Origin of the sequence: Paenibacillus xylanilyticus, assembly GCF_009664365.1 — a bacterium.
Classification (GTDB): Bacteria; Bacillota; Bacilli; order Paenibacillales; family Paenibacillaceae; genus Paenibacillus; species Paenibacillus xylanilyticus_A.
In genome coordinates this window covers 2,633,269-2,656,667 of sequence record NZ_CP044310.1, presented here as the reverse complement: position 1 = coordinate 2,656,667, position 23,399 = coordinate 2,633,269, and the positions used below count along the sequence as shown (strand labels likewise).

The following is a 23,399-nucleotide window of genomic DNA, read 5'->3' as shown; positions in this document are numbered from 1 at the left end:
TTCAATTCATCTGTCTAGACGGTTCAATCGATCCTTCACAAGTTTCAGCACCTTTTCTGCTTCATTCCCAGGCAAACTCTCTTCCAGGCGAGCAGCTGCAACGGGCAGAATCCATCGTTCGATCTCCTGCCAGGTTAAGCCTGATAGATGCATGTAATGGTTGATATACCCGTCCACTAGCGTATCACGAGACCTTTCAAACCCCAATCGTATCGCAGGATCAGCATCCTCCGGCAGCGATGCGCTCGTTAAGATAACCCAACTGCGCGCCACATCACCTGCAGGATCGCCTGACATGCCTGTCATCCAATCGATAACATCGTAGCCGTTCTTGATCTCGTTCATCATGACATTATCGGGATGGTAATCACCGTGACAGATCTGTATTTGCTCAGGGAGACGGGTGAGATAATCAAGTATCCGGGCTTTGTCTTCTGCAGACAATAGCTGTGTTCTCTGAATGGCCCCTGACAAAACCTGCTTCTGGGAAGGCAGAACTCTCTCATCATCACTTTGGGCATGAAGCACCTGATGACAGGCAGCCATCTGATGTACTAAATCTTGAAAGCTTGAAGGCTGATGGAACATCATGGAGAATATCGTCTGACCTTCGATCCGTTCAAATACAATACCTGTACGATCTCTTTCAACCATAATTTTTCGTGCCTGAGGCACGGGTAATTTCTTATCATTTAACAACTGTGTAATTCTGAATTCATTATGGATGGCTTCAAGTGAAAAGTTACGATGATACAGCTTCAAAATTTGATCGGAAGTGTAGGCGTAGATGTCCGCAGTTCGACCTTGACCGATAAGCTTCATACTTTAGCCTCCAGCGTTTATTCGAATTCCTTGCCTCTGATTTTGCTAAACACCATGACATCGACCAGGATACCTGTACTGTCCCGGCGCACACTTCGCAGTATGCCTTCCAGGGTGTAACCTGCACGCTCAGCGACCTTGGCACTGCGTACATTCCGAGAATCACAGCGAATCTCCAGACGGTTAGCGTTCAGATATGTTATTGCAAATTGCTCAATTCCCTGGACAGCTTCCGTCATTAATCCTTCACCTGCACGCGACGATCTGATCCAGTAGCCGATCTCGAAGCAGCGTGCATTCCAATCGATACGATGCAGGCCGCTGCTGCCTACAAAATCATCAGTATGCCTATCTCGCAAATGAAGAACAAGATCTGTCCGCTCCATAAACTGTAATCTTGCTTTGCGGACATGTGCTTCAGATTCTTCAAGCGAAGGTACCTTTTCGGCAAATGGCAGCCATGGCCGCAGCTGCTCAACACTCTCGCGAATAGCCTCGTTGACTTCTGAGCCATCTCCCCACTCTGGAGCTCGGATCATGAGACGAGCTGTGTCGAAGCGCTCGGGAAAGGACAGCATAATTGGATTTATTGGTTCCATGTTAGACATCGTCTCCTACTCCTCTACTTGGAATATCGAATCCACAATAAGGGGGAGGTTATCCCGGACGGAAACAGCTCCAAAAACCGAACGTGCATGCACGCCCTTTTCCTCAAATACATCCATCATTAAATCTGAAAACCCGTTCAACACCTTGTGATGTTCCTGATAAGAAGCCGATGCGTTAACAAAACCCTGAACTTTGACCACACGTTTCACCAGGTCCAGTGAACCCAGCACATCCTGGACTACAGCGAGCACCTGAATCCCGGCATTTCGGGCAAATTCATATCCCTGTTCGGTCGTGAAGTCCTCTCCCAATTTGCCACGCTCCAACGTATCCGGACCTTTCCCTGATACATACATTAATCCATTTACTATAACCGCATTAGCATACTTTGCAGCCGGAGCACTTGCCTCAGGCAAAATAATCCCCAGTTCATTCAATCTCGCTGCTATCATCGCTTTCCCTCCCAAGAGACAATGTTTAAGCGTAAACCTATCAATATATTACTATTTTGGATAAACATTAATATACGCTCCATCTTAGGCTTAAGCAATGATTCGCTTTGAACATGATGAACTATAACTTTTCGATTTCTATGAATGTCACTTTGATGAAGTAACGTTATGCTCTAATCTCGCTACTTATAGTTTATCAGATCATTGGATCATCCAAAAACACTTCTACGTTGCAATCCCTCTCACAGGATTATTCCATATATTAATTCTATCCTTTTGAAAACGTTATATTGTAATTCCTGTTATTCTCTATTACGATAGTTATAAACAAGTACAGAAATGATCTGTCTACTCAAAGGAGGACGTTATCTTGAATGCACCCTTATTCCGTGACCCCATCTTCGATGGAGCCGCTGATCCGGTCGTGGTATGGAACCGCGCTGAACAGACCTGGTGGATAATCTACACCAACCGCAGAGCTACCGCAGGAGGACCGAAATTCGCCTGGGTTCATGGCACGGATCTCGGCGTTGCCTCATCCTCCGATGAAGGGCAGACGTGGACCTATCGTGGTACGTTAACTGGTTTGGAGCATGAATGGGGACATAATACGTTCTGGGCGCCGGAAATTTTCTGGCATGATAACACATATCACATGTATGTCAGTTATATTCAAGGCGTGCCCCATGACTGGCCGAATCATGACCGCCACATTTTGCATTACACAAGCCCGGATCTGCTGACCTGGACTTATCATGGCAAACTGGAGCTCAGCTCGAACCGTGTCATTGATGCCTGTATATATCCGCTGCCGGATGGGCGGTTTCGGATGTGGTACAAAGATGAGGCAAATGGATCGCATACCTATGCTGCAGACAGCACGGATCTTTACCACTGGGATGTTATCGGTCCCGTCATTACAGGTCGCGCCCACGAAGGACCCAACGTTTTCCGCTTTCATAACACCTACTGGATGATTGTGGATGAATGGAGAGGACAGGCTGTATACCAATCGGATGATCTGGAGAATTGGGTATGGAACAGCATGATTCTCGACCAGCCGGGGACACGTGAAGACGATGGCGTTATCGGTTTGCATGCAGATGTAGTGGTCCAGGATGATACAGCTTATATTTTCTACTTCACCCATCCCGATCGCATTGAAGGAGTAGATCATGCCAGTGAGCCTGCTCGTCGTTCCTCCATTCAAGCTGCACGCCTGGATGTGGTGAATGGGGTGATGGTCTGTAATCGGGATGAAGAACTGCAATTGAAGCTCCGTCCGGAGACAGATGCGAGTCCTATTTCGGTTTGAACCCATGAGGTAGATGATTAGCATCTTTATATTGTGAAAAATACGGAAAAGACCTGAACAAGTTCCTGCTGATGCAGGCTTAATCAGGTCTTTTTGGATGATCTGCGCATGATCCTGTAATCGCTGCATTGATTATGAAGGACGCGACTTCCCATCCCCCTGCCTGTATGTTCGTGGAGACATCTGTACGGTTCGCTTGAACACTTTGCCAAAATGAGAAAAGTTGCTGAAGCCTGCCCGCCAGGCGATCTCCGTAATGGAGTCCTCGCTCTCGCGCAGCAGCCGCTGCGCTTCCTTCACGCGTAGCAAATTCAAATAATCAATGAAAGTAAAACCCGTGGTTTGTTTAAATAACCGACTGAGGTAATGTGGACTAATTCGAAATTCTGCCGCAACTTCTGGCAGCGTTAGAGGGTTCCGATAATTATCATTCAGGAAGCGAACAACGGCTTGCGTCTTCGGATGAAGGACCGGCTCGCTCTCGACAGGATATACCCTCCCCTGCTCCTGATTGCGATATGCGAGAAGCAGCAATTCAATGGAGCGGTGGCGGAGCAGCAGGCTGCTCCCAGCCTTAGGCTGAATCATCTCATCAATCATTTCTTGAATGATCCGTTCTGCCGTTTCGCTAATAGGTGATGGAAGTCTTAACATCGGAACTTCCCATTCAAAGGGCTCTTTTAACCCCTCCATCAACGCAGGGGCAATACTCATTTCTTCAAAAAGCTCCTGCTTCAGATACAGTACAATTCGTTCATGATCAGGCCTTCCGCTTTCCAGGGTTTTATGTACAGCATTCCGGTCAACAAATACAAAATCCCCGGCTTTGACATGGTAGGAACGGTCTTTAATAAAATAGATGCGTTCCCCCTTCAGGAGATAATAGAGCTCATAATGATCGTGGAGATGATCCGCGGTCATGGAATAATAGCCCACCCTGCGATCATATTCAATATCCAGATGTCCGGTGGAATCGTGGTAAACCGCTCGAAACGGCTGTGACATGAAGCAGCCCCCTTTTCAAGGATTATAGCAAAATAAGCGGGGTTTGAAAGCGATTACGCAAAAAATGCGGCGAAAGAAGTATTCCCTTGTTATAGGCTAGAGCTATATTCAAGGAGGCGATAGATATGGGTAGCAAAAAACGCTATGTACTGGTCGGCACCGGTGGCCGTGCAGAATTTTTTTATGGAGCATTAGCGAAAAATTTCCGTGACCAATCTGAGCTTGCAGCTTTTTGTGATATTAATCAAACGCGGATGAATTATGCGAATCAACTGCTGCGAGAACGATATCAATACAATGAGGTTCCTACCTATACAGCAGACCAGTTTGACCAGATGATTGAGAACGAGAAACCCGATGCCGTCATTGTGACCAGCGTTGACCGTACGCATCACAAGTATATTATTCGCGCGATGGAGCTAGGATGTGACGTCGTGACCGAGAAACCCATGACCATCGATGAGCACAAATGCCAGGATATCCTCGATGCTGCCAAACGGACCGGGCGAAATATCCGCGTTACCTTCAACTACCGATATGCTCCCCATCATACCAAGATCCGTGAGCTGATCATGAACGATACCATCGGTAAAGTAACCTCCGTTCATTTCGAATGGCTGCTCAATACCCGGCACGGTGCAGACTACTTCCGTCGCTGGCACCGCGACAAACGTAACAGCGGAGGTTTACTCGTCCATAAATCCACCCATCATTTTGATCTCGTCAATTTCTGGATGGGCTCCCAGCCCGAAACGGTCTTTGCCTTCGGTGATCTCATGTATTATGGGCGGGAAAATGCCGAAGAACGCGGCGTTACCCAATTTTACAATCGCGCCACCGGCAACCCGCTCGCTAAGGAAGATCCTTTTGCCCTCCACTTGGATTCGGATGCGCACCTCAAAGCGATGTATCTGGATGCAGAGCCCGAGGACGGTTACCAGCGTGATCAGAGCGTATTCGGAGATGGCATTAACATTGAGGATACGATGGGCGTGCTTGTCCAGTATCAGAACAAAGCCATTTTGACGTATTCCCTTGTTGCCTACCAGCCGTGGGAAGGATACCGTATAGCCATTAACGGCACCAAAGGACGAATCGAGATGTCCATCGTTGAACAGTCCTATGTCAATTCACTCGGGGATAAAAGTCTCGAAGGCGCCCTGATCGGCAAAACGCTTCGTGTGCTGCCCATGTTCGATGCTCCATATGAGGTGCATGTCGAAGAGCAAAAAGGCGGCCATGGCGGAGGCGATCCGGTTCTGCTCAATGATCTGTTTGGCGAGCCTGCGGAAGATCCGTATGCTCGTGCTGCCAACCATATTGATGGAGCAAGATCGATCCTGACCGGTATTGCAGCCAACCGTGCGATTTCAACCGGGTTGCCGGTCCACATCAAGAGCCTGGTTCAGTTTTAATTTGATGGCAAGTTGATCCTCGAACGGTCATGATTCAAGGCTGCGTATTTACGCGGTCTTTTTTCCATTTGCAATCTCTTCTTAAGAGCCAGAAGCGAACATGGAATGATCACCAAGTTGAAGGAGGAAATGGATGTTCTTTTCATTAAAAAGCCGATTAATTGCCTTGATTCTTGTCCTGTTCGTCCTCTCGTTCGGCACGCTCTCCTTCCTGCTGTTTGCGGAATCCAGGGCTGTAATTCGTTCCTATATCGAGTCCTCTGCTCTCGAGAAAATGGAGGAATACGGCTCTTACATCGATATGGTACAAATGCAAATTTATGATGTAGCCTCTCTCGTCTTCAATAGCGATATGGCGAAAAGCTGGGATAACGCCATGAGTGATCCACAACTGTCCGAGGGGGAGAAAATGCTGGCTAATCTCGCCATGAGCCGTTTTCTGACGCAGGCCACGAACAGCTATACCAGCATTTCCGATGTGTCCATCTATCGACTAAACGGGCTCCGGATTGGCGGCGAAAATCAGGTCGTTAACAATCCTTCGTTTTTTCAAGAACCATGGTATACGAACTTCTTCACATCTGGAGACCGGTGGCTGGCTGCACATACCGACGTTCATGAAAGGGTCAGGGACCATGGCAACCCGGTGGTGAGCCTGCTGATGCCGCTGGGTACCTTCCATCATGCTACAGCGCGGAATGTCATGAAGGTCAATGTAAGCGAGTCCTATTTCCTCGAACCTCTCAGCCGGATTCATCTGGCCAAGAACAGCACCATTTTTCTGCTCAATGAACAAGGTCGCCCCCTCCTCTCCCAACAAGCACACGAGCTTGGGGCCGGAACGCTATCCGACATCGAGCATATTCGAAACCGCACACCAAAATCAGGCGTTGAATACCTGACCAATGATGTGGGCGGACGAGACATGATGGTATACAAAAAACTCGGGCGAACAGGCTGGATGCTGGTCGGTCTGGCACCGGAAAAAGAGATGTATTCCTCTCTGCACAAACTCCAAACGACAACATTTGTAGTGACCATTGTCATCATCCTGGTGTCCCTGTGTGCTGCGGCCTGGCTGTCCTACGGCGTAACCAAGCCCTTAACTCGCCTGGTTCTGGCGATGAGACAGGTACAGCGGGGTGCATTTGACCAGGCCGAATCCCTGCTTCCCCCAGACCAGAATGTTAAGAGCGAGATTAGTTATGTGATATCTACGTTTCGTTACATGATCATCCGGCTTAGACAGCATATCCAGAATGAATTTGAGCTGAAGCTGCTTCGACAGCAGGCGGAATATAAGGCCCTCCTCATGCAGATTAATCCGCATTTTATGTTCAACACGCTGGAACTGGTCAGCAGTCTCGCGATGCAGCGCCGAACGGACGACACGGTGCAGGTCATTGAGGATCTCGGGAAAATGATGAGGTACTCCATGCATACGAATGATGATCGTGTGTTACTGGCCGAGGAACTTACTTACGTGCGCCACTACATCTCCATTCTTCAAACCCGCTTCGGACCCAAGCTCGATATTTCCACCCAAGAATCGGGCAGGCTGGAACACCTCGTTATAGTCAAGTTTATTCTGCAGCCGCTGATCGAAAATGCAGTCAAATACAGTTTTCAACATCAAACGACTGCTGAGGTGCATATTCGAATCTGCAGGAACAAGGAACATCTGCACCTCCAGATTAAGGACAATGGTCCGGGGGTGCCTCAGGATATCATCACCAGGCTGCAGGATTCTGAGAGTGTTACAGCCCAGCTTGAACCCATGCTTCGCCATTCAAGCTGGCATATTGGACTTGGCAACGTAGTTGCCCGGTGCCGGCTGCATTACGGTTCCCTCTTTGCCATTCATATAACGAACGGGGAAACCCAGGGTACTTGTATTGAACTGGTTCTTCCCGTACAGGAGGAAAATCATGTACAACGTATTGATCGCTGATGATGAGATTGAGGTCCGTGAAGGCCTGAAGCTGAAAGCAGACTGGAGTGGAATGGGTTTTGTCATCTCAGGTGAGGCCGCAAACGGAGTGGAAGCCGCTCGGTTGCTCCAATCGGGACACTATGATCTGCTCCTAACCGATATGAATATGCCGGTCATGGATGGCGTGCAGCTGCTCGACATCTGTAGAACCGACAATCCATCTATTGAAATCATTATTATCACGGGATATGAGGACTTCCAATATGCGAGAGCCGGTGTTCGTAATCATGCCATGGACTACTTATTGAAGCCGGTAACCCGGGGAGAATTGAAAGCGGCATTGATCAAAATCAAGGATGAACTGGATAAGAAACGCAAGGCTCGGGATGAATCCGAAAGGATGCAATGGCGTCTGTCCCAATACTATCAACAGATGAAAACACACTTTATTCTGGATCTCGTCAAGGGTAACAAGCTGCCTCCTTCTTCACTGCCTGAACGAATCCGATTATTTCATCTGGAAGAATGGCAGCATTCGGACGTCTGCTTCCTGACTGCAGGTTTGCGGGAAACGAGCCATGCCCCTGCTTCCGAAATCCGGATTCCGGAGGACATGCATCTCCCATTTCAAATGGTCTGTCATGAGATTGCTGAATCTTATACAGGAACTGCACTTGTATTTCAGGACACATCACATCCTGGAATCATGCATTTCATGATCTTGGACGGAATGCAGCATGAATTCGCGGAAAGGCTCCGCGTACAGATCATGTCCTATCTGACAATGGAAGTGCAGATTGGAATTGGGCTGACGGTGGCTGGACTCGAACGCTGGAAGGAAGGCTACGTCCACTCCCTGCTGGCATGGAACCTGGCTGGACGACAGTCTGGGTACGCTCAGACAGCAGAGGTAACGGATCACAGTCCCCTGATTCCCGAGGAGATCAACCGCGCCATGCATCGTTGTCTTCTCCGGGGGGACCTGGATTCCTTTCGCAGCATGATTCGAAAAGAGCTGGACGATGCCTTTCACAGATCCACTTCCCGTCTAATCCGCTGTCTATTGCAAATTTCACTGCTGATGGAGTCTGCCGCCATGGACTGCATGCGACAAGCTTATGGTACATCATCTCACTGGATCTCTCCTGAATGGGTACTGTGGCTGGAGACTCCCGAACAAGCAGAACGGCTGCTGATGCAGTGGGCACAGGATTTTGTAGACGGACAGCAGTCACCTGAGACCACAGAAGCAACCATGATCGAATCAGCGAAAGGTTATATCGAAGATAACTACATGCAGGAAATTACGCTCACCTCCATCGCAGAGCAATTTAACTATCACCCTTCGTATTTCTCTGAAATGTTCAAGGAAGGTGCAGGCATCTCATTTATTCAATATTTGACGGAAACCCGGATGAAACACGCCACACGCTTACTCAAGGAAACTCAATTGAGTGTATGGGATATCACTGAGCTTACAGGCTTCTCTTCCCCGAGCTATTTCAGCGCTCGTTTCAAAAAGATGCATCACATGAGTCCTTCGGAGTACCGGGTGCTTCAATCCGAAAAAATCACTAGTCAGAATCCGAAGAAATGAGATTCCGGCCGCGTCGGCTCCCAGGTAAGATGAGGTTATCAGAACGTTCACCGTTATCATGTAAGCGGATTCAGTGATTGGAATTGTGAATGTTCAACCACTCTTAGCCTGAAGGGAGGCAAATCATGAAAAAAATGTCCACGCCCTTATACGGCCAGCAAAATAAGACAGCCTACTTGTTCCTGTTACCTTGGCTGATCGGACTGTTCTGTCTAACGCTGGGGCCAATGGCTGCATCGCTGTACTTATCCATGACCAAATTCAATCTGTTATCACCGCCGACGTGGACGGGGCTCAGCAACTATGTACAAATCTTCAGTGAAGACGATACATTTCGCAGATCGCTCGGACTGACCTTCTTTTATGTATTTTTGTCCGTCCCGCTCCGCCTCGCTTTTGCCCTGCTGGTAGCGATGGCGCTAAACAAGGGCATTCGCGGCCTCGGTATATATCGAACCGTGTATTACATCCCTTCCCTTCTGGGAGGAAGTGTTGCCATCGCCATCGTATGGCGCCAAATCTTTGACGGTAACGGACTCGTTAATCAATTCCTGAACTGGTTCGGCATAGCGGGACCTTCCTGGATCGCACATCCCGACTATGTCATTTATACCATCGTGACTTTATCCGTGTGGCAATTCGGCTCGGCGATGGTCATCTTCCTCGCTGGCCTGAAGCAGATTCCGGCCGACCTTTACGAAGCGTCGGATGTGGACGGTGCGAGCAAGCTGCGTCAATTTTTCCGCATCACACTGCCCATGCTGTCACCCGTCATTTTTTTCAACCTGATCATGAGCATGATCAATTCCTTCCAGGCCTTCACTCCGGCATATGTCATCGGAGATGGTCGCGGAGGACCACTCGATGCCACCATGTTCTACACCCTGTATCTATACCTGAAAGGCTTCTCGTTCTTTGATATGGGTTACGCCTCGGCACTCGCCTGGATCATGCTGGTCATTATCGGTATATTCACTGCAATCGTCTTTCTCACATCCAGATTCTGGGTATTCTATGGCGACAATCAGGAGGGAAGGTAATGCATATGCCGTTCAAACGAAAGCTGATTCAGACCGGAAGACACACGGTTATCATCCTTCTCGGTCTGCTGATGCTGTACCCGGTGTTATGGCTGATCTTCAGTTCGTTCAAACCTAACCAGCTAATCTTTACCAACAGCAGTCTGATTCCGACCAGCTTCACACTGGATCATTACGTGAATGGCTGGAAAGGATTACAGGGCGTTTCCTTCGGCCGATTCTTCGGCAATTCAGCACTTATCTCGGTCATGAGCGTACTGGGAAATGTGATCTCCTGTTCGCTCGCTGCCTATGCTTTTTCCAGACTCCGCTTCAAGTTAAAAACGCTGTGGTTCAGCATCATGCTGGTCACAATTATGCTGCCTTACCATGTAACCCTTGTACCTCAGTATATTCTGTATAACGAGCTGCAGTGGATCAATACGTATTTCCCGCTTATTTTGCCTAAATGGCTGGCACAGGACTCCTTCTTCATTCTGCTAATGGTCCAATTTATCCGCGGTATTCCGCGGGAACTTGACGAGAGCGCAACGATTGACGGGTGCGGACAATCCCAGATTTTTTTCCGAATTGTGGTGCCTCTCCTTGTTCCTGCATTGATCACAACGGCAATCTTCACCTTTATCTGGAGCTGGGATGATTTCTTCAGCCAGATGATTTACTTAAGCAAAATCGATCTATTCACCGTACAGCTGGGCATACGTTCCCTGTTTGATCCATCAGGACAATCCGATTGGGGAGCATTGCTTGCCATGTCCACGTTATCCCTGCTGCCTGTAACGATCATCTTTCTGATATTTCAGCGCTATTTTCTCGAAGGCATTGCTACTACAGGTCTGAAGTAAGTTCTATTTTCACAATCACCAATTCGTTAGGAGGATGAACGATGTTTAAGCGACTCATGATGGGAATGGCCGCCTCACTCCTGCTATTTGCAACCGCCTGCTCGGGTACGGATCATACGGGTGCTGGCGGTAATACGGATCAAGGTAACGAACCAAACGGCCAGGTCGAACTGCGTATGATGTGGTGGGGTGATCAGAAACGGGCAGATATTACAAACGAAGCTCTTCAAGTCTTTCAGGAAAAACATCCGGACATCAAAATTGTAGGTGAATTCGCCCCTTCCTCCGGATATTTTGACAAATTAAATACACAGCTGGCCTCAGGCACGGCACCCGATGTATTCTTCCTGGGTGGCAACGTGGTCGATTATGCCAAAAAGGATGTCTTGCTCAACCTCGATCCATATGTCGGAAATGAACTGAACCTGGACGGCATGGATCCCACCATGGTGGAATACGGTCGTCTTGACGGGAAGCTTCAGCATATTTCAGCAGGCGCCAACGCACGCGGAATTGTAATCAACAAGGCGTTGTTTGAAAAAGCGGGCATCCCTCTGCCTGAGACGGACTGGACCTGGGAAGATTATGCCGCAATCAGCAAGGAGCTCTCTGACAAGCTCGGCGATGGCATATTTGGAACGTATAACTTTACGGTGGACGGGATGGATATCTACCTGAAGCAGCGTGGCAAACAGCTGTATGACATGACCAACGGTACGTTGGGTTTTGCACAGGAGGACGTTCTCGAATGGTTTCAATACTGGGAAAAGGCTTCCGCCGACGGTGGTGTAGTCACACCTGAATTGCAGGTCTCCAATCCGCATGATGACACGAGCAAATCGCTGCTGATTACAGGCAAAGCGGCCATGACCCTGCTTCCGTCCAACCAGCTCGCTGCATTCCAGAGCCTGACGGAGGATCCGCTCATTCTGCATCCAGTTCCGCGTGGACCCAAGGGTACAGGTGTGGTATTCGAATCCAGTCAGGGATTGTCAGGCTATGCGAATACCAAACATCCCAAGGAGGTTGCCATGTTGATGGACTTCTGGATCAATGATCCGGATGCGGCCCGAATTCTTGGCAATGACCGCGGCGTTCCGGTTACGGAAACCAATCGGAATCTTCTTCAGGAAGAAGCCGGAGCCGTTGAAGAGCTCGTTTATGACTATACCAATTTTGTATCTGAAGCCACCAAAACGGAGCCTTTTGACGTAAGTTATAACCCTCCTGGGTTTGCAGAATTCTCCAAGCTCGCTCAGACGACAACCCAGGAAATTGGATTTGGACGTAAAAGTGTCGAGGAGGCGGTATCCAGCTTCTACAGCGGTACGCTTCGGATTTTTGAATCCAACCAATAGCAATAACCACCACATCCCCTTAGGAGGCGAACATGGCAGAAGCACTATTAAACCGGCTGCGCCAGATGTCCATTCCAAACCTTATTCAGCCCAGTAAGCCGGAAGACGCAGCTATCTTGCAAGAGTGGCAGGAATCGGGAGTCCGTTTTACCGCTTCAGGCGGAGGTCTGGAACAGGCTTATTATGCAGCAGTAGAGCAACTGCTGGCCTGCATCGTTCCCATGAGAAGCGGAGATCCTGTTCTCCAGGAAGGAGGCATCTATCTCGGCTGCTGGCTGGAGAGCACGGGCACAATTAACGCAGAAGTGCTCTCCCGCCTGCTTCCTTCCGTTTCCCGAGCAACCTATCTAAGCTTTGCAGCTCATCAGCGGGAGGATGGATTACTTCCTTACAAACTGACAGAGACTGGTCCCTCCTTCCGCCAGATTCAATTGGTTACTCCGCTTGCACGAAGTGTATGGAATCACTATCAGCTTCATGGCAAGGACCGGAGTTTCCTGAGTACGATGTATACAGCCATGACACGTTATGACGAATGGATTGCGAAGCACCGGAATACCCGGGGAACCGGATGTGTAGAGGCTTTCAGTACATTTGACACCGGACATGATCTATCACCCAGGTTCTGGCATGTGCCGGATACGCCTTACCAGAATGATCCTGGTGCATATCACCCGGATTCTCCAATATTGCCGTTCCTGGCACCGGATTTAACCGCCAATATCTATTGCCAGCGGATGTATTTGTCCCGTATGGCAGAGGAGCTTGGCGAATCGGGTCTGGAATGGAAAGCAAAAGCTGAATTCAGTCTGGACCGACTCTTTCGCTGCTGTTATGACGAAGAAGATCTGTTCTTTTATGATCGTGATCGCAATGACAAGTTTGTTCGAGTTCAATCGGATGTGCTGCTGCGCGTGATGGCCTGTGAGGTGGGTGACCAGCATTTGTTCGACCAGCTGCTGCAAAGATATCTGCTCAATACAAGCAAGTTTTTTGCCCGATATCCCTTTACGTCCCTAGCCATGGATGATCCCCGGTTCGACCCTTCATCCACCTATAACAGCTGGGGTGGGCCGTCTAATTTCCTGAGCCTCATTCGGGCTCCCCATGCCTTCGAACATCACCATCGCTATGTGGAATTGACATGGGTGCTGAATCCGATCCTGGCTGCGTTATCCAGAGCGAGGCGTTTTGCACAAACCCTTAGTCCATGGACCGGTGAAGAAGGCTTCACAGACACCTACTCTCCGGCCATCCTGTGTCTGCTTGATTTTGTGGAAAGGTTATGCGGCATTATGCCTGTCGGTTCAGACCAGCTGTGGTTTACCGGACTTCTTCCCCCAGCCATGGACCATGGCGAAGAAGTTGCCGGGAGTACGGCCTACAGCCGAACGGTTGACGGGCAACCGTTTGAACTGGTGAATACCTCAGATCAGATGATGGTCTATCGAAAAGGCAGCATTCATATTCAGGCTCCGTCTGGAATCCGGGTGATCACCGATCGTGATGGAAGGCTGGAAAGTATCATTGGGATGAGTGCGCGAACGATTGAGGGTGAGCTTACCTATCAGGGGAAATCCTTTCCGATTCGAATTAAAGGAAATGAGATGCAGGCCTTTACTGGGGATGGTTTGCAAACCGTCCGGGATATTGGCATGATCTATCCAAGCTATCAATAGTAAAAAGGCGCAAGTGCGGAGAAGTCTCCATGCACCTGCGCCTTTGCTTATCCCTAGCATGTCCATTACCGCGGAGAGGGTGTCCATTTCTCACGGTTTATGATGCTGTAGCGTAACAGACTCACTTAAGCTTTTCGCTGCCACGACGGGTGGCGATAAAACTCAATTGTATCAATGAAACTTACGTTGTATTCCTGCTCTACTGCAGACAAATCCAGCAGTTTGCGGTCCATTTCTTTTAATCCCATGACCACGTCATGCCGGAGCAGGTCCATTGCAATTTTGCCTAGAAACCCGCCCTCGCTCTCCTTGTGTCGATTACGAAACTCTTCATTGTATATGAATTCCGGGGTAAAGGATGACTCCACAAACGCATTGACGAGTGTTAACTCTTTCCCTTCCTTGTGCACCGCAATATAGTAATTTCCGCGGTCATCCTTGACCAGATCTTTACTCAGTTCCACGTTCATTGGAATCACTCCCTATATCTCAAATAATGTGCCAATACGATAAAACATGGGCAGGCAATTGCTCACCACCTGACCTGATCCGTTCATATAGTAGGTATAAACGGAGAACGGAGGATGACTTATGAAGTGGCATCATCTCCATACAGGCAAAACGCTGCAGCAGCGTCTGGCGGAGCTGCAGGGACATCTGGCCGAGCTCAATACACCGCGGTCAGGACTTGAACCAGGCCGGATCAAACGGGTATATCCCCGCAATTTCATCAAAGTGAATCGACAACTGTTTATTCCGCTCAGCCTGTTGTCCATCCGTGTGTTTGATACACCTCAGACACGCCGGGGTGTTCGAGTAGGCATTCGTACCGTGTTCCCATCCAAAAATGCTTTTCGAAATATCCGGCTGGTTGGCGTGGGACTTGATTATCTGGAGCTGCAGGGAACCGGCAAATTCCCTTCCCGCATCCTGTTTCCCCTGAGTCAGATCGAATCCATCCATCGTCCAACATTCAAGAAGAAAAAGCAGACACGTTAATCCGCGCTGTTCCCTCTAATCCATACGGCCCATATCATTATAACGCAACCTGCATCGATTTGCCTGCTTAGCGCTTCACGGCAAAAACGGTGAGCACAGAAATTCTCTGTGTCTCACCGCAAAGTTCATTAATTGAAGTTTATCCATGTCATGAACACTGTATTCGACTCTACTTGAGTTATCTCATTATAGCCCTGTCCATACATCCTTGGCATAACGGCCTTCCTGCTGTAAGCGTTCGAGCCATGCATCTGCCTCATCTACAGGCTTGCCACTAATGTCGGTGTATGCCTGCTTGAGTGTTGCCTCCACATCAGGAGCCATCTTGCTGCCGTCTCCGCAAATATACAAATGTCCGCCCTGCTCAAGCAGAGGAATCAGTTTTTCGGCGTCATCCCTCATCAGATGCTGAACATAACATTTATCCTGTCCATCGACTCTGGAAAAGGCTGTGTGAAGCTGGACAAGTCCTTCTTGCTGTGCCGCTTCAAGCTCATTTTTATACAAATAATCATGCTCCGGATTGCGGCATCCAAAGTACAAATGAGCTTCGCCCACGCTCTGTCCCTGTTCCTTCAGAACCCGTCTTGCTTGCAGGAATCCACGGAATGGTGCCACTCCCGTTCCTGGACCCACCATGATAACCGGCACTTCTGCATCAGATGGCAGTTCAAATCCGGATTCAGGCGTTCGGATAAACATGACCACCTCTTCACCCGGTTTCAGGTTTGCCAGATAATTGGACGCAATGCCTTTATACTCCCCTTGTCCGCTCCAAGCCGGAGCACGAACCACACTGACCGTAATACTTGCCTGCTCTGGCTGTACGCGAGGCGAACTCGAGATGGAATAATATCTCGCTTTGAGTGAAGGCAGCAGTTCGAGGAAGCGTTCGAACGGCATTTCGCACGCCTCATACTTGACGAGATAATCCAGCATCGATACGCGCTTACCCCGCACTTCTTCCATATATACCGATTCGTCCAGAAGTGCTTCAAGCTCCTTCTTGTGCGGCGGGCATACGGTGTAGGCTGCCAGCTCTCTCAGCTGTGCACGTGTTGCTGCCTCCTGCAATTCCACGCTGTGGCTGAGCAAGTCATACAGATTAACCGGCTGATGCAGTGGCAAGTGCGCAGCGCTTCGACCGGATGCATCCAAAACCAGGTGTTCCGTACCCGTAAAGCCATAACGCTTGAGTACACGCTCCACGAGTTCCGGTGGATTTTGCGGGAGAACTCCCAGATGATCGCCTTCTTTGTAATTCATGCCTTCAGGCAGCTGAATCTCCAGATGACGCGTGCTCCGGAGGCTGCCAGCATCATGAAGTTCCCGATTTTCCAACACGTGAGCCACATGGGCATCGTACGTATCTGCAAGCGGCGTCACCGCATGCCCACTAACAAATTGCACGGACAACGAGCTGCGCTCACTGCCTGAGCTGCTGTTCAGCTTCAATCCCATCGCCTGTGCCAGATCCGGCCACAATTGTTCGCTCCAGTCCTCAACCTGCTTCTCGAAATCTCCGCTGGCATCACTTTCGCCAAGTGGGGACAGCCGGGTTGCCCCCTTGGAAGAGAGCTGTTCATCAATCAAACGCGGAATACGCTGATACGTGCTGGCCCAGTTATGATCCCCGCAACCAAGAACTGCAAAGCGTACGCCTTCAAAAGCATTGGCTTCTGCATGCTGAATCCATTCCACAAAATTTTTGGCGTTGCTTGGCGGCTGACCGTTGTAGGATGCACTAACAATAATGATGGCACCTTCCTTCGGCAGGTTGCCTACCCGATTATCCAGTGCCTCTACTTCGCTCCGAAAGCCCTGATATCGCGCTGTATCTGCAATCTCACGTGCAATGCCTTCCGCAGTACCCAGGTTGGAACCGTACAGAACCAGCATCGGGGTATGATGGGCATTTGCCGTGTCCAGCTCTTTTCGTTTGACAGCAGGAGTCGGCTCTTCCAACGCTACACCCGGTACAGCCATGACAGGCTGCCCACCACGGGCACGAACACGGATGGTGAATTGGTCCGGCTTCAGCGTCAAGGTCTCTTTCACCTTCAACTGATAATCCGTATGATCAATGAAGTCAAAATGTTTCAAAACCATGCCCAGCACCAGCGTGGCCTCTTGAAGTGCAAATTGCTGCCCAATGCACGCCCGCTGACCGTTGCCAAAAGGTTTATATGCATCGTGCGGCACCTTGCTTGGATCCTCAAATCGCTCCGGACGGAACTCTTCCACATCGTCGCCCCAGGCATCGCGGTCACGATGCAGCTTGGGAATGAGCACACTAACGCTGTCCCCTTTTTTCAACGGATACTCTCCGGCGAGCACAGTATCTTCTTTGGCGTAGAGGGAGAACGCTGGAGCTGTTGGCCACAGACGAAGTGCTTCGTTCAGTACCATACGGATATATTTTAGGCTCCGAACCTGATTGTACGTTGGAACCGGATCCTTCAGAATCTGGTCAGCCTCGGCTTGTGCCTTAGCCAGTTTATCCGGATTTTTCATCAAATAATAAATGGCAAAGGATAATAGTCCGCTTGTTGTCTCATGTCCTGCAATCAGGAACGTAATGATCTGGTAGCGGATATTTTCGTCATCCAGTGTTTCACCCGTCTCCGGGTCCTTACCGCTGAGCATATGGGATAATAGATCGTCTGCGCCCTCCTGAGGCTGCTCTTTACGCTCGGCGATAATATGATCGACCAGCGCGAACATGGAGCGAATATCCTGCTCAAATTGTTTCTTTTTGCTAATCATCAATTTGTCCTGCAAACGGAGACGCTGCAGCGAACTCATGGATTCATCCAGAGCGCGTACCATACTTGTAATAAAGGGGTGAGGTTCTTCCCGATAAAAGCTGTTAAACCGGTAATTGAATCCGCATAACCCGATTGTATCCAGCGTTAGACGTGTCATATCATCGGGTACATTTACCGTTTCATCCGGATTCAGCCGCGACCATTTTTGAACAAGCTGTACGGCCAGATCGATCATTTTATTATGATATCCCTGCATGGCACGCTGACTGAAGCTGGGAAGAAGCACATTATGCGCCTTTTTCCAGTTGGGCTCATCCGTCCAGCTTGTAAATAAGCCATCTCCAGCAAACGCACGAACTTTCGCAAGCGGTGCCCATACACGCTTATCGAATTTGGATTCATCCGTCACCTCGGCAACCAGCTTATGACCCGAAATGTACAGCTCACTCCGTCCCGGGTATTCCATTCGAAAGATCGGTCCGTATTCTTCCGCAAGCTTAACCAGGGATTGCACCGGTTCATCTAAGTTCAATTGTGGCAAGTTACCCAGTGGTCCGTAGGTTTTGGGCTGGGGTACTGACATTGACGACATCTTCTTCACTCCTATTCCAACTCATATGGTCGACCCAATCATAGATAATGACTCTGTTAACTTCAGCAATTGAATAAAAAGGTATACCATCATTTTCTACAAGTACTCACATTTGATTCAAATCATGATAAAACATAATAGAACCAACTGACCAATTTGGTATATCGGTCATTTTTGAGTAAAAAAAATGAGGTGCTTCGTTATCTTACTTTTACCCTAACATTTCCAGTTCCAATCTTCAACAGTCTCAAAGTCATAGGACCATGGGGTCGCCCATGCTCATTGGCCTAGGTGGTCGCTAGGCCTGAAACCTATTCAGGCCTTTCCCACTCTTGATTTTTTACGGCAGCTTCACCACGTAATCTAGCGTTGCCTCAGCAGTTCCCTGATTTTCGTTTCCATCATCAAAGGTTCGACTGTCGTTTCATAGCGGGCACTAACCTCGCCATCCGCTCGGACTAAAAACTTGGTGAAATTCCACTTGATCCCGTGCCCGTCATACAATGCAGGATGTTTTTCCCTTACAAAATGATCCATCCACCGACCTTCTTCCGTTTCAAGATCATATCCCTGGAATGCAGCCTTTTCGACCAGATGACAAAATAGAGGATGAATGGATGTTCCGGTAACCTCAATCTTATCAAACATCGGAAAGGTCACATGAAAATTGCTTTTGTAATATTCGGTGATCTCTGCATTATTACCCGGTTCTTTTTGATTGAACTGATTGCAGGGAAACGCCAAAATTTCCAGGCCTTGTTCGCCATACTTGTCATAGAGCTGCTGCAGCTCCGAAAATTGTCTGGAATAGCTGCACTTGCTGGCCGTGTTGACAATGAGCAGAACCTTTCCCTCAAACCTTGATAAATCAGCAATATGTCCATCCTTTGAAGAAACTTGATAAGCATAGATAGGATTCATATATAGCGCCTCCCATAAGTGTAGACTATAATAAGTTCTTTAACTAAATTATATCTACGCTCCTCTTATAGATGAAATATATAAAACATATTAACTTAATAGTTAACATCTATTATGTATCGTGAAAGTATGCCAAAAAAACAACTGTCCTGAGCAGAGAAAGGATCTACTCCAATGGACAGTTGCTGTGCTGGGTTATTAAAAAATTGATAAATTCGGAAGATTCAGACGTTCACTTTACCCCATAATCAGGCCGTAGACTACACCCGGACCATGTACACCAATCGTCAGATCGTTTTCGATATCGGAAGACCGGCTGGGACCGGAAATAAAATGAATACCTGCAGGAAGGTTCTCTCTTCCTGCTTCATCAAAGCGATTCAGCGTCTCGCCCAAACGGGTATGCAGGCGTTCTACCGGAATGATAATGATTAATACAGTTGGCAGAAGGCTCACAGCGCGTCCCTTCTCCGGTGAAGACATCACCGTAACTGAACCTGTGTACGCAGTCGCATAATCCGCCATGACCACGCCAATATCGGCCTCTGCGGCCCGGGCTTTCCAGTTTTCATCCGGTTTGCTGTTCCATACGGAAATCTGCACTTCCGGCAGCTCTGCTTCAAGCTGCAATTCATCCAATTCCTGTTCGTTCTGACGAATCACATACTTTGCTCCCAGTTCATTGGCTTTCGTAGTAATAAAGGTGGAGGCTTCCTCCAGATTCTTCACTCGAACAATGTGGGCACCCACACTTACAAAGTTATCGGTAAATGCCTGTATCCGTTTCTCTTCATCCCATTCCAGTTCATTCCAGAATGACGGTGCACCTCGAAAAGGCTGCGTTGGTGCATGATTTTGGCGGGGCCTTCTTAGCTTGGCAGCAATACCATTCATGAACTTTTCCTGTTTCTCGCGCGACCGCTTCTCCAATTGGTTCAGCCACTGCTGATGCTCAGTGCTCATGTCTGCTGCCTCCTTGCTCCCGTTCTCGCAAAATGTGCTCCATTCGGTTGCGAACGTTGCTATCCATTTCTTTTGGATTTTGATCCAGTTCCTGATCCAGCTTGCTCCACTGCTGGCGGAATGAACGTTTGGCCAGGCTCGGTGCAACTCGGTATGTGTTCCAGCCCTTGAGCGGACCAAGCTTGAGCGAGATTCCTTCATTGCGTACAACAGCCTTCTGGCCAAGCTGGCCCAGACGAATAGCTGCACTGAAACGTTTGGAGCTAGACACCACTGCGGCAAATCCCTTCATGCCGGCTCCCTCCAGCTTGTTTCCGTGGCCTTCTTCAACCTTGCGTCTGCGTAAATACACGAGCATATCATGTAAAGGTATTTTGACAGGACAGGCCTCATAACAGGCCCCGCATAAACTCGAAGCACTGGCAATATCGTTCCACTCGTCTATATTTCCGTTCAGTGCTGGGGTCAACACCGCGCCAATCGGACCGCTGTAGGTACCACCATAGGCGTGACCGCCTATATGACGGTATACCGGACAAGCATTCAGACAGGCTCCGCAGCGTATGCAATTCAGCAGTTCCTGAAATTCAGGATCGCCAAGCTGCAAGGATCTTCCATTATCCACGATAATAATATGCATTTCATCAGGACCATCCCCGTCTGCTGTTCGGCGCGGCCCGGTAATGCCCGACATATACATGGTCAATTTTTGTCCTGTCGCTGAACGCGGCAGCAGCGTGGCCATCACTTCAAGATCGGTCCAGGAAGGAATGATACGCTCCATTCCCATCAAGGTAATCTGTGTCTTCGGTACAGTGGATACCATACGGGCATTGCCTTCATTTTCGAACAGCACCATGGAGCCTGTCTCCGCAATGGCGAAGTTACAGCCCGTCATGCCGATGTCAGCCTCGAGGAATTTTTCGCGCAGCTTTTTGCGTACAAACCCGGCGAGAACGGTTGTATCCGGTTCAAGGGTTTCCCCAGCTTCTTTTGATAATAAATCCGCAATCTGATAACGATTTTTGTGAATCGCCGGAATAACGATATGTGAGGGGGCTTCCCCAGCCAACTGGATGATATATTCACCCAAATCGGTCTCAATGGCTTCAATGCCGGCAGATTCAAGCGCATGGTTCAGATGTACTTCTTCCGACACCATCGATTTGGATTTGACCACGGACGCAGCTTCATTGTGGGCCGCTATATCGAGGGCAATTGCGGCTGCCTCGGCCGATGTATCTGCAAAATGGATATGGACACCGTTAGCACGAGCATTATTGACGAATTCGTTCAGATAATAATCCAGATGTGCGATGGTGTGCAGTCGAATCTGGCGGCCCCGTTCCCGCCATTCATCCCAGTTTCCGTGTTCCTCCGAAGCGGATTTCTTTCCGTTCCGCAGACGTTCTGTTGTGAACTTGACGGCTTTACGCAGAAAATCATCATTAAGCGCGAGTTCCGCACGCTTCTTCACAGACACATCCATTACACCAGGCTGACTCATCCTGTTTGCACCCCCTCATACAGTAATTCCGCCAAATGCATGACACGTACCGGTTCATTCCGGTAACGCAGATTGCCTGCGATATTCATGAGACACGCCATATCCAGTCCAACAAGTACCTCGGCTTCGGTCTCTTTGATATGATCCACTTTCTCGGTAACCATGGCACCGGATATATCCGACATTTTTACGGCAAATGTTCCCCCGAACCCGCAGCAATCCTCTCCATACGGAAGCGGTACAAATTCCAGCCCTTTCACTGCAGACAACAGCGCCATCGGTTCGTCTTTCACTCCGAGCAGCCTGCTGCCGTGACACGATGGATGGTACGTAACCTTGTGAGGAAAATGTGCGCCCAGATCCGTTATCCCGAGCACCTGCACCAGAAATTGCGTAAATTCATAGGCTTTTGCTTCCAGCCGTTTCGCCTTTTCGAGCCACACCGGATCATCCGCAAACAGCTCGGGATAATGATGAATCATATACGTGCAAGAGCCTGAAGGACAGACTACAAAATCACTGTCGTCAAACGCTTCCAGAATCGTTTTGGCTGCCACTCTCGTCTCATCCCAATACCCGCTATTATAAGAAGGCTGACCGCAGCAGGTTTGGACAGGTGGAAATTCCAACCGAACGCCGTGAGCGGCAAGCAGTCTGACCATCGCTTCTCCGACACGCGGGTAGATGGCATCGCTGAGGCAGGTAATGAACAAGGAGACCTTCATAAATACACGCTCCCATTATCAATTAGTAGTGGGTCTATTGAAGTTAACGTTAAGTATCAAGTCAGAACGAGCTGACTACGTGCCCATTTTCTTATACTGTCGTAATTTGGATGTCATAGTCCTTCAATCGTTTCATGAGATCATCATCAAGCTGCTCATTGAGTATGACCGCATGAACCGCATTCAATCCGGTTACCCTTGCGAACGCTCGCACACCAAACTTGCTGGCATCTGCAAGCAAAATTACCTGGTCGGAGATGCCGACCATTTTCTGTTTCAACCTGGCTTGCAGTTCATTGGATTCGCTAATTCCGCCACCATCCAGATGGACCCCCTTGCAGGACAAGAACAGTTTATCAACGTGATACGTTTCCAGTGAACGTTCGGCAAGCGGCCCGACAAACGATAGCGAACGCTGTGCCAATTGCCCCCCGGTAGAGATCACCTCTATCTTGTCCTTGCTGCTAAGTTCGGTCGCTACCTGAATCGAGTTGGTTAACACCGTCAGGGGAATATCCGGCATGTTCGCAGCCATATAACCTGCAGTGGTGCTGGCATCCAAGAGTATTCGATCCCCGGGGTGAATCATGGCAAGGGCTGCCTGAGCAATTCGCTTCTTCTCTTCCGCATGGGTCGTTTCCCTCACGCGATACGGGATCTCCGGCTGATCATCCTTGATGCTTACAGCTCCCCCATGGGAGCGTTTTAATCGTCCGGCTTGCTCCAGCCGATCCAGATCGCGGCGAATGGTCTCTTCGGTTACCCTGCAGCGATCACTTAGCTCGGACACACGCATGCTTCCGCTTTCATTAACCATCTCGACAATCCGATCATACCGCTCAGCAGCCAGCATG

Annotated in this window: 20 protein-coding genes; 9 read left to right on the top strand and 11 right to left on the bottom strand. The window is 49.1% G+C overall.

The features are described from left to right. Positions 1 to 6: 6 nt before the first annotated feature. From F4V51_RS12075 to F4V51_RS12065, 3 genes are read right to left on the bottom strand one after another with little or no spacing between them, the layout of a single operon-like run. Entirely contained in the window at positions 7 to 822 is an 816-nt protein-coding gene (locus F4V51_RS12075) for an aminoglycoside phosphotransferase family protein (RefSeq protein WP_153978139.1), read from the bottom strand. Positions 823 to 839: 17 nt separating this feature from the next. Then, positions 840 to 1,430, bottom strand: a complete 591-nt coding sequence (locus tag F4V51_RS12070; RefSeq protein WP_201281197.1) for a GNAT family N-acetyltransferase — start codon at positions 1,428 to 1,430, stop codon at positions 840 to 842. 6 nt (positions 1,431 to 1,436) lie between these two features. Further along, positions 1,437 to 1,883: a RidA family protein gene (locus F4V51_RS12065; RefSeq protein ID WP_153978138.1), complete on the bottom strand. Its 447-nt coding sequence runs from the start codon at positions 1,881 to 1,883 to the stop codon at positions 1,437 to 1,439. A 370-nt stretch (positions 1,884 to 2,253) separates the two neighbouring features. On the opposite strand from F4V51_RS12065, the gene F4V51_RS12060 reads away from it, so the two are divergent. Then, positions 2,254 to 3,198 carry a glycoside hydrolase family protein gene (locus F4V51_RS12060; protein ID WP_153978137.1) on the top strand — a complete coding sequence of 315 codons (945 nt, stop codon included), beginning with the start codon at positions 2,254 to 2,256 and terminating at the stop codon, positions 3,196 to 3,198. 132 nt (positions 3,199 to 3,330) lie between these two features. Here F4V51_RS12060 and F4V51_RS12055 read toward each other — a convergent pair whose 3' ends face one another. Next, entirely contained in the window at positions 3,331 to 4,203 is an 873-nt protein-coding gene (locus F4V51_RS12055) for an AraC family transcriptional regulator (protein WP_153978136.1), read from the bottom strand. Between the two features lie 125 nt (positions 4,204 to 4,328). Here F4V51_RS12055 and F4V51_RS12050 point away from each other — a divergent pair, with 125 nt between their 5' ends. The 7 genes from F4V51_RS12050 to F4V51_RS12020 all read left to right on the top strand — a co-directional run bounded on the left by F4V51_RS12050 (position 4,329) and on the right by F4V51_RS12020 (position 14,070). Further along, positions 4,329 to 5,618, top strand: coding sequence for a Gfo/Idh/MocA family oxidoreductase (locus tag F4V51_RS12050; RefSeq protein ID WP_153978135.1), 1,290 nt, complete (start codon positions 4,329 to 4,331; stop codon positions 5,616 to 5,618). Between the two features lie 133 nt (positions 5,619 to 5,751). After that, entirely contained in the window at positions 5,752 to 7,569 is a 1,818-nt protein-coding gene (locus tag F4V51_RS12045; RefSeq protein WP_153978134.1) for a cache domain-containing sensor histidine kinase, read from the top strand. Next, positions 7,547 to 9,148, top strand: coding sequence for a response regulator transcription factor (locus F4V51_RS12040; RefSeq protein ID WP_153978133.1), 1,602 nt, complete (start codon positions 7,547 to 7,549; stop codon positions 9,146 to 9,148). Before F4V51_RS12045 ends, F4V51_RS12040 begins: the two co-directional genes overlap by 23 nt. A 125-nt stretch (positions 9,149 to 9,273) precedes the next feature. Beyond that, on the top strand, positions 9,274 to 10,188 hold the full coding sequence (locus F4V51_RS12035; protein WP_153978132.1) for a carbohydrate ABC transporter permease: 915 nt from the start codon (positions 9,274 to 9,276) through the stop codon (positions 10,186 to 10,188). Between the two features lie 5 nt (positions 10,189 to 10,193). Continuing rightward, positions 10,194 to 11,033 carry a carbohydrate ABC transporter permease gene (locus tag F4V51_RS12030; RefSeq protein ID WP_153980665.1) on the top strand — a complete coding sequence of 280 codons (840 nt, stop codon included), beginning with the start codon at positions 10,194 to 10,196 and terminating at the stop codon, positions 11,031 to 11,033. Positions 11,034 to 11,074: 41 nt separating this feature from the next. Then, positions 11,075 to 12,391, top strand: a complete 1,317-nt coding sequence (locus tag F4V51_RS12025) for an ABC transporter substrate-binding protein (RefSeq protein WP_153978131.1) — start codon at positions 11,075 to 11,077, stop codon at positions 12,389 to 12,391. A 32-nt stretch (positions 12,392 to 12,423) separates the two neighbouring features. Beyond that, positions 12,424 to 14,070, top strand: coding sequence for an MGH1-like glycoside hydrolase domain-containing protein (locus F4V51_RS12020; RefSeq protein WP_153978130.1), 1,647 nt, complete (start codon positions 12,424 to 12,426; stop codon positions 14,068 to 14,070). Between the two features lie 125 nt (positions 14,071 to 14,195). Here the strand turns inward: F4V51_RS12020 and F4V51_RS12015 are convergent, their stop codons facing one another. Continuing rightward, complete coding sequence (locus tag F4V51_RS12015; RefSeq protein ID WP_153978129.1) at positions 14,196 to 14,540, bottom strand: hypothetical protein; 345 nt, start codon at positions 14,538 to 14,540, stop codon at positions 14,196 to 14,198. Positions 14,541 to 14,661: 121 nt separating this feature from the next. On the opposite strand from F4V51_RS12015, the gene F4V51_RS12010 reads away from it, so the two are divergent. Continuing rightward, positions 14,662 to 15,069 (top strand): hypothetical protein, encoded by a 408-nt coding sequence (locus tag F4V51_RS12010; RefSeq protein ID WP_153978128.1) that lies wholly within the window; start codon positions 14,662 to 14,664, stop codon positions 15,067 to 15,069. Positions 15,070 to 15,255: 186 nt separating this feature from the next. On the opposite strand, the gene F4V51_RS12005 is transcribed toward F4V51_RS12010, so the two are convergent. The 6 genes from F4V51_RS12005 to F4V51_RS11980 all read right to left on the bottom strand — a co-directional run bounded on the left by F4V51_RS12005 (position 15,256) and on the right by F4V51_RS11980 (position 23,398). Beyond that, positions 15,256 to 18,429, bottom strand: coding sequence for a bifunctional cytochrome P450/NADPH--P450 reductase (locus F4V51_RS12005; RefSeq protein WP_153978127.1), 3,174 nt, complete (start codon positions 18,427 to 18,429; stop codon positions 15,256 to 15,258). A 363-nt stretch (positions 18,430 to 18,792) separates the two neighbouring features. Further along, positions 18,793 to 19,350: a glutathione peroxidase gene (locus tag F4V51_RS12000; RefSeq protein ID WP_153978126.1), complete on the bottom strand. Its 558-nt coding sequence runs from the start codon at positions 19,348 to 19,350 to the stop codon at positions 18,793 to 18,795. A 237-nt stretch (positions 19,351 to 19,587) separates the two neighbouring features. Further along, positions 19,588 to 20,313, bottom strand: a complete 726-nt coding sequence (locus F4V51_RS11995; RefSeq protein WP_153978125.1) for a LutC/YkgG family protein — start codon at positions 20,311 to 20,313, stop codon at positions 19,588 to 19,590. Further along, entirely contained in the window at positions 20,303 to 21,820 is a 1,518-nt protein-coding gene (locus F4V51_RS11990) for a LutB/LldF family L-lactate oxidation iron-sulfur protein (RefSeq protein WP_153978124.1), read from the bottom strand. The genes F4V51_RS11995 and F4V51_RS11990 overlap by 11 nt, the downstream gene beginning before the upstream one ends. After that, positions 21,817 to 22,545: a (Fe-S)-binding protein gene (locus F4V51_RS11985; RefSeq protein WP_095358490.1), complete on the bottom strand. Its 729-nt coding sequence runs from the start codon at positions 22,543 to 22,545 to the stop codon at positions 21,817 to 21,819. Before F4V51_RS11985 ends, F4V51_RS11990 begins: the two co-directional genes overlap by 4 nt. Before the next feature lie 91 nt (positions 22,546 to 22,636). Then, entirely contained in the window at positions 22,637 to 23,398 is a 762-nt protein-coding gene (locus tag F4V51_RS11980; RefSeq protein ID WP_153978123.1) for a DeoR/GlpR family DNA-binding transcription regulator, read from the bottom strand. Between the last annotated feature and the right edge of the window lies 1 nt (position 23,399).

Excerpts from the sequence above, each read along its gene's own strand:
- F4V51_RS12075 (WP_153978139.1), bottom strand. The coding sequence starts at position 822 with ATGAAGCTTATCGGTCAAGGTCGAACTGCGGACATCTACGCCTACACT.
- F4V51_RS12070 (WP_201281197.1), bottom strand. The coding sequence starts at position 1,430 with ATGTCTAACATGGAACCAATAAATCCAATTATGCTGTCCTTTCCCGAG.
- F4V51_RS12065 (WP_153978138.1), bottom strand. The coding sequence starts at position 1,883 with ATGATAGCAGCGAGATTGAATGAACTGGGGATTATTTTGCCTGAGGCA.
- F4V51_RS12055 (WP_153978136.1), bottom strand. The coding sequence starts at position 4,203 with ATGTCACAGCCGTTTCGAGCGGTTTACCACGATTCCACCGGACATCTG.
- F4V51_RS12050 (WP_153978135.1), top strand. The coding sequence starts at position 4,329 with ATGGGTAGCAAAAAACGCTATGTACTGGTCGGCACCGGTGGCCGTGCA.
- F4V51_RS12045 (WP_153978134.1), top strand. The coding sequence starts at position 5,752 with ATGTTCTTTTCATTAAAAAGCCGATTAATTGCCTTGATTCTTGTCCTG.
- F4V51_RS12040 (WP_153978133.1), top strand. The coding sequence starts at position 7,547 with ATGTACAACGTATTGATCGCTGATGATGAGATTGAGGTCCGTGAAGGC.
- F4V51_RS12035 (WP_153978132.1), top strand. The coding sequence starts at position 9,274 with ATGAAAAAAATGTCCACGCCCTTATACGGCCAGCAAAATAAGACAGCC.
- F4V51_RS12030 (WP_153980665.1), top strand. The coding sequence starts at position 10,194 with ATGCCGTTCAAACGAAAGCTGATTCAGACCGGAAGACACACGGTTATC.
- F4V51_RS12025 (WP_153978131.1), top strand. The coding sequence starts at position 11,075 with ATGTTTAAGCGACTCATGATGGGAATGGCCGCCTCACTCCTGCTATTT.
- F4V51_RS12020 (WP_153978130.1), top strand. The coding sequence starts at position 12,424 with ATGGCAGAAGCACTATTAAACCGGCTGCGCCAGATGTCCATTCCAAAC.
- F4V51_RS12015 (WP_153978129.1), bottom strand. The coding sequence starts at position 14,540 with ATGAACGTGGAACTGAGTAAAGATCTGGTCAAGGATGACCGCGGAAAT.
- F4V51_RS12010 (WP_153978128.1), top strand. The coding sequence starts at position 14,662 with ATGAAGTGGCATCATCTCCATACAGGCAAAACGCTGCAGCAGCGTCTG.
- F4V51_RS12005 (WP_153978127.1), bottom strand. The coding sequence starts at position 18,429 with ATGTCGTCAATGTCAGTACCCCAGCCCAAAACCTACGGACCACTGGGT.
- F4V51_RS12000 (WP_153978126.1), bottom strand. The coding sequence starts at position 19,350 with ATGAATCCTATCTATGCTTATCAAGTTTCTTCAAAGGATGGACATATT.
- F4V51_RS11995 (WP_153978125.1), bottom strand. The coding sequence starts at position 20,313 with ATGAGCACTGAGCATCAGCAGTGGCTGAACCAATTGGAGAAGCGGTCG.
- F4V51_RS11990 (WP_153978124.1), bottom strand. The coding sequence starts at position 21,820 with ATGAGTCAGCCTGGTGTAATGGATGTGTCTGTGAAGAAGCGTGCGGAA.
- F4V51_RS11985 (WP_095358490.1), bottom strand. The coding sequence starts at position 22,545 with ATGAAGGTCTCCTTGTTCATTACCTGCCTCAGCGATGCCATCTACCCG.
- F4V51_RS11980 (WP_153978123.1), bottom strand. The coding sequence starts at position 23,398 with ATGCTGGCTGCTGAGCGGTATGATCGGATTGTCGAGATGGTTAATGAA.